This window comes from Streptomyces sp. SID3343 (assembly GCF_009865215.1).
Classification (GTDB): domain Bacteria; phylum Actinomycetota; class Actinomycetes; order Streptomycetales; family Streptomycetaceae; genus Embleya.
On sequence record NZ_WWJX01001002.1, the window covers coordinates 1 to 3918 of the forward strand.

Genomic DNA, 3918 nt, shown 5'->3' on the forward strand with positions numbered 1-3918 from the left:
GGCCGAGCGCCTGTCCGGCCTCGCCCGCCCCGAACAGGATCGACAACTGCTCGCGTGGGTTCGTGCGCTCGCGGCGACCGCGCTCGGCCATCCTTCGAGCGACTCGGTCGACGTGGACAAGGGCCTGCTCGAATTGGGTCTGGACTCGTTGACGGCAACCCAGTTGCGCAACCGGCTCACCAGCGAGACCGGATTGAAACTGCCGACCACGGTGGTCTTCGACCACCCGACGGTGACGGCGTTGGCAACCCACCTCGGTCACCTACTGTTCCGCTCGGCCGAGGCCCCGCCGGTGCTGACCCAACTGGAGCGGCTGGAAACCAGCCTGGCCGCGGCAGCGGTGGATCCCGACACGGAACGGGTCGTGATGGAAAAACTGGAGGCCCTCCTGGACCGGTATCGCTCGACGTTGCCCTCGACCCGAGAGCCGTCGACGGATCTGGATCTCTCGTCGGCGAGCCTCACCGAAGTCATGGACCTCATCGACGAAGAGTTCGGCCTGTCATGACCACAACCGTCCCGACCTCGTCCTCGATGGGGCTTCGCGCCAGAGCACTGCGTCGCCTCATCGTCTCCCGGGGCACCGAACTCCTCCGCCAGATCTGGCAGGCACAGGTCACAGCCGGACGCATCATGTCCGGCACGCGGCTCTCACCACCCCCGAGCGCACACCCGGACTGTGTCCCCGGCGCGCAAGGGATCACCCCGAAGGAACAGGAAATCCTGGAACAACTCGCGTACCACCGCCCGAGCCGCCCACCCGCCCAACGCCCGAGCCGATGACGACCCACACCGAACGCCCCCATCACAAGGCGCGGCGGCCCACACATAGACACCGACGCGCCGGCGCCGCAGGGCCGTTCCGGTGCGGTGCGAGCGCGGTCGGCGAGGTGGTTACTTTTCGGTGTGCCACCTGGATTCGTGTTGGGAACTCTCACGGTTCCGGTTATGACGACGGGGCGCTCGTACAAGCCAGGAACGCAGCGGTGGTCGCCACGAACCGGTCGGGGTCGTCGAGCCACGGGTAGTGACCGGCGCCGGGCTGGACAACGAGTTCGGCGTTCGGGAAGAGGTCCGCGAACTCGGCCATGGTGTGAGGCGGTGCTCCCGGATCCCTTTCCCCGGCCAGGACGAGGACCGGCGGCGTGAACCGGGCGAGCGCGGCGCGGGTGGTGTCCGGGGCGAAAGCGCCTTCGGCGCCGAAGGCAGCGACGATCTCCGGGTTCATCCGCTCGTCCCCGGCGGTCTCATGCGCCTGCGCAGCCGCGTCCCAGCGACCGTAGGAAAACGGTGCGACGGCCTTCCAGCCGTCGGCGGTGGGCTTGCCCGCCACGATCGCCTCCAAGGCCGCGAACGCCTCCGGGAACCATGGTTCGTCCCGGTGGAGCCGTGCGGTCTCCAGCCGAAGGTCTCCAGTGATCGTGAGGCCGACGGCCCTGACGCTGGGTGTGATCAGCGCGAGCTTGCCGACGTTCTCCGGAAGGCGGCTCACGTAGAGCGCGGCGAGATTGGCGCCGGCGCAGTGCGCGAGCAGGTCCATCCGGTCGAGCCCGAGGTGCTCGCGCAGGGCTTCGACGTCGTCGACGAGTCGGTCGCAGCGGTAGCAGGCGGTGTCCTGTGCTGTCGCGGACCGGCCGGTGCCCCGGAGGTCGAGCCTGATCAACTGCCGGTGGGCGGAAAGGCCGCCGAGGTCGCCGAGGTATGCGGAATCCGTTGGGCCTCCGGGCAGGCAGACCACCGGGGGGCCGTCGCCGAACACGTGGTAGGCGAGCCTGGTTCCGTCGTGCGCCGAGAAGGTAGGCATGGTCGAGACCCTGTCAGCGGCGTTCGGGCAAGAGCAACCGGGTTTCCCCGGTGTGGTGGTTGGCGTGGTCGTCGAGGTGTCGGGTGACGCCCCGTCTGGTACTGCTTCTCCAGCCAGGTGCGAGAAACGATCTTCTCGAGATGCCGGCAGAGTGGCGTCGGCGGATCGGGGAGCCTGCTTCGTCGAGTGCGTGCCGGACGGTGTCGCCGCGCGGCAGCCCGCCGGCTCGGCGATGTGGTGCAGGAGCAACCGCTGTTCGTGGTGCAGCTGTTCGAGGCTCAGTGGGGCCAGGAGGCTCCGTCGTGGGGCGCGCCGGCCCGAGGCGGGCGGTCGCTGCGGGGATGGGTGGTGCGGTGGTGCGGTGGTGCCGAACGGCTTCACCGCGAGGGGGAGTTGGGCGACGGGACCGCCCTGCGCCCCGAAGCGGGCAGCGCAGTAGCGGAATTGCCTCGATGGTCGGGGTGGGCCCGGCGGGCTTCGACCCGTGGTGCCGGTCACGCGATCGCCGAGGCCGGCTGCGCGTCGGGTGGGGGACCGCAACCGTTCGGGTCGACTTCCACGGCCCGGCCTTGAGACACGACTCACGTCAACGATCCGGTTCGCCCTCGTGACGTGGTCCGTCGCGCACGGCATGATTCCGATGACGCCGCGCGATGGCCGCACGGCCGCCGGGCATCGGTGACGCGACCACAGCCGTGACCGCCCGCGACCCTCGACGGGGGACTGCGACTCGTGTTGTGCCCGACCTGCGGCGGAAGACCCGCCGTGCCCACTCCCGCCCCCTGCCCCGGCTGCGGCCGACCGGGATTCGTCCCGCAGTGGGCCCCGGGTGGGTACGACTGAGGAGCCCCGCGTTTTCCGGACAGGTTAATTGCTGTCTTTGTTATGCCACGAGTTTCAATTCCCGCTTGGGATGCAGGACTTCGTGGGGTGTGCGATAGCCGAGTCCCGAGTGGAGGCGTCGGCGGTTGTAGAATCCTTCGATGTATCGGACGACTTCGCCGCGTGCTTTCGCGTGTGTGGTGAAGACGTATCGGTGGAGCCATTCGTTCTTCAGGGCTCCGAAGAACGACTCGGCCATGGCGTTGTCCCAGCAGACGCCGGTGCGGCCGACGGATTGCCTCATTCGGTGCCCTGCGAGCACCGTCGCGAACTCTTCGGAGGTGTAGTTGCTGCCTCGATCGGAGTGGAAGACGGCATCCGGTTCGATGCGTATCCGTTTCGCGGCCATGTCCAGGGCCGACGATATCAGGGAGGTCTTGAAGTGGTCGGCCATGGCCCAACCGACAACTGCTTTGCTGTGGCAGTCGATGACCGTGGCCAGGTAGAGAAATCCTTCCCACGTGGGGATGTAGGTGATGTCGCCGACGAGTTTGGTGCCGATCCGGTCGGCCTCGAAGTCGCGTCGGATCAGGTCCGGGATCCGCGGGTGGGCCCCGTCGCCGAGGGTGGTCACCGGCCTCCAGGGACGTGGTTGGCAGGCCACCAGGCCCAGTTCGCGCATCAGGGCCCGCACCGACTCGGGCGAAACGGCCTCGCCGGAGCGCGCCAGGACGGCGTGCACACGGCGATATCCGTACGTCTCGTGGTTCGCCGTGAAGATCTCGCGGATCATCGTCTTGAGGCGTGTTCGTCGGTCGGCGGTGACGGAGGCGGGTCGGTCACGCCATTCGTAGAATCCGGATCGGGACACCCCCAACCATCGGCACATGTCGGCGATGTGAAATTGGGCCTTCTCCGCTTCGACGAGCGCGTATCGCGCGCTCACCCCTGTTCGCGTGCGAAGAAGGCGGACGCTTTTTTCAGGAAGGCGTTCTCCTCACGGAGCTTCCTGACTTCCCGTTCGAGCTGCAGCTCGCGGTCCGATTTCGCGTCGCCCGGGGCTTCGATGTCGTCTTCTCCGGCGAGGCGATGTTCTTTCACCCAGCCCCTGAGCGTGGAGTCGTTGATTCCGAGCTCGGCGGCGACACGAGAGATCGGACGTGGACCGTCGATCACCATGCGGACGGCCTCGTCCCTGAACTGCTGTGGATACCTTGGTGGCACGTTCTCTCTCATTTCCGGATCTCATCAACCCTACGCGGGCCACTGTCCGGAAGAAATAGGGCACCTCA

4 protein-coding genes are annotated in these 3918 nt (G+C 67.6%); 2 read left to right on the plus strand and 2 right to left on the minus strand.

The window, feature by feature from the left end; translation table 11 throughout:
* The coding region (locus GT354_RS31555) for an acyl carrier protein (protein ID WP_161359797.1) at positions 1–508 on the plus strand (508 nt) is incomplete at its 5' end.
* On the plus strand, positions 505–783 hold the full coding sequence (locus GT354_RS31560) for a hypothetical protein (RefSeq protein WP_161359798.1): 279 nt from the start codon (positions 505–507) through the stop codon (positions 781–783). The genes GT354_RS31555 and GT354_RS31560, both read left to right, overlap by 4 nt.
* Positions 784–946: 163 nt before the next feature.
* Here the strand turns inward: GT354_RS31560 and GT354_RS31565 are convergent, their stop codons facing one another.
* Positions 947–1804 carry an alpha/beta hydrolase gene (locus tag GT354_RS31565; protein ID WP_161359799.1) on the minus strand — a complete coding sequence of 286 codons (858 nt, stop codon included), beginning with the start codon at positions 1802–1804 and terminating at the stop codon, positions 947–949.
* Between the two features lie 883 nt (positions 1805–2687).
* Positions 2688–3862 (minus strand): IS3 family transposase gene (locus GT354_RS31570; protein ID WP_161359800.1). Its coding sequence is split into 2 segments (ribosomal slippage): positions 2688–3595 and positions 3595–3862, totalling 1176 coding nucleotides; the frame shifts between segments, so codons are not numbered across the junction.
* Positions 3863–3918: the final 56 nt, after the last annotated feature.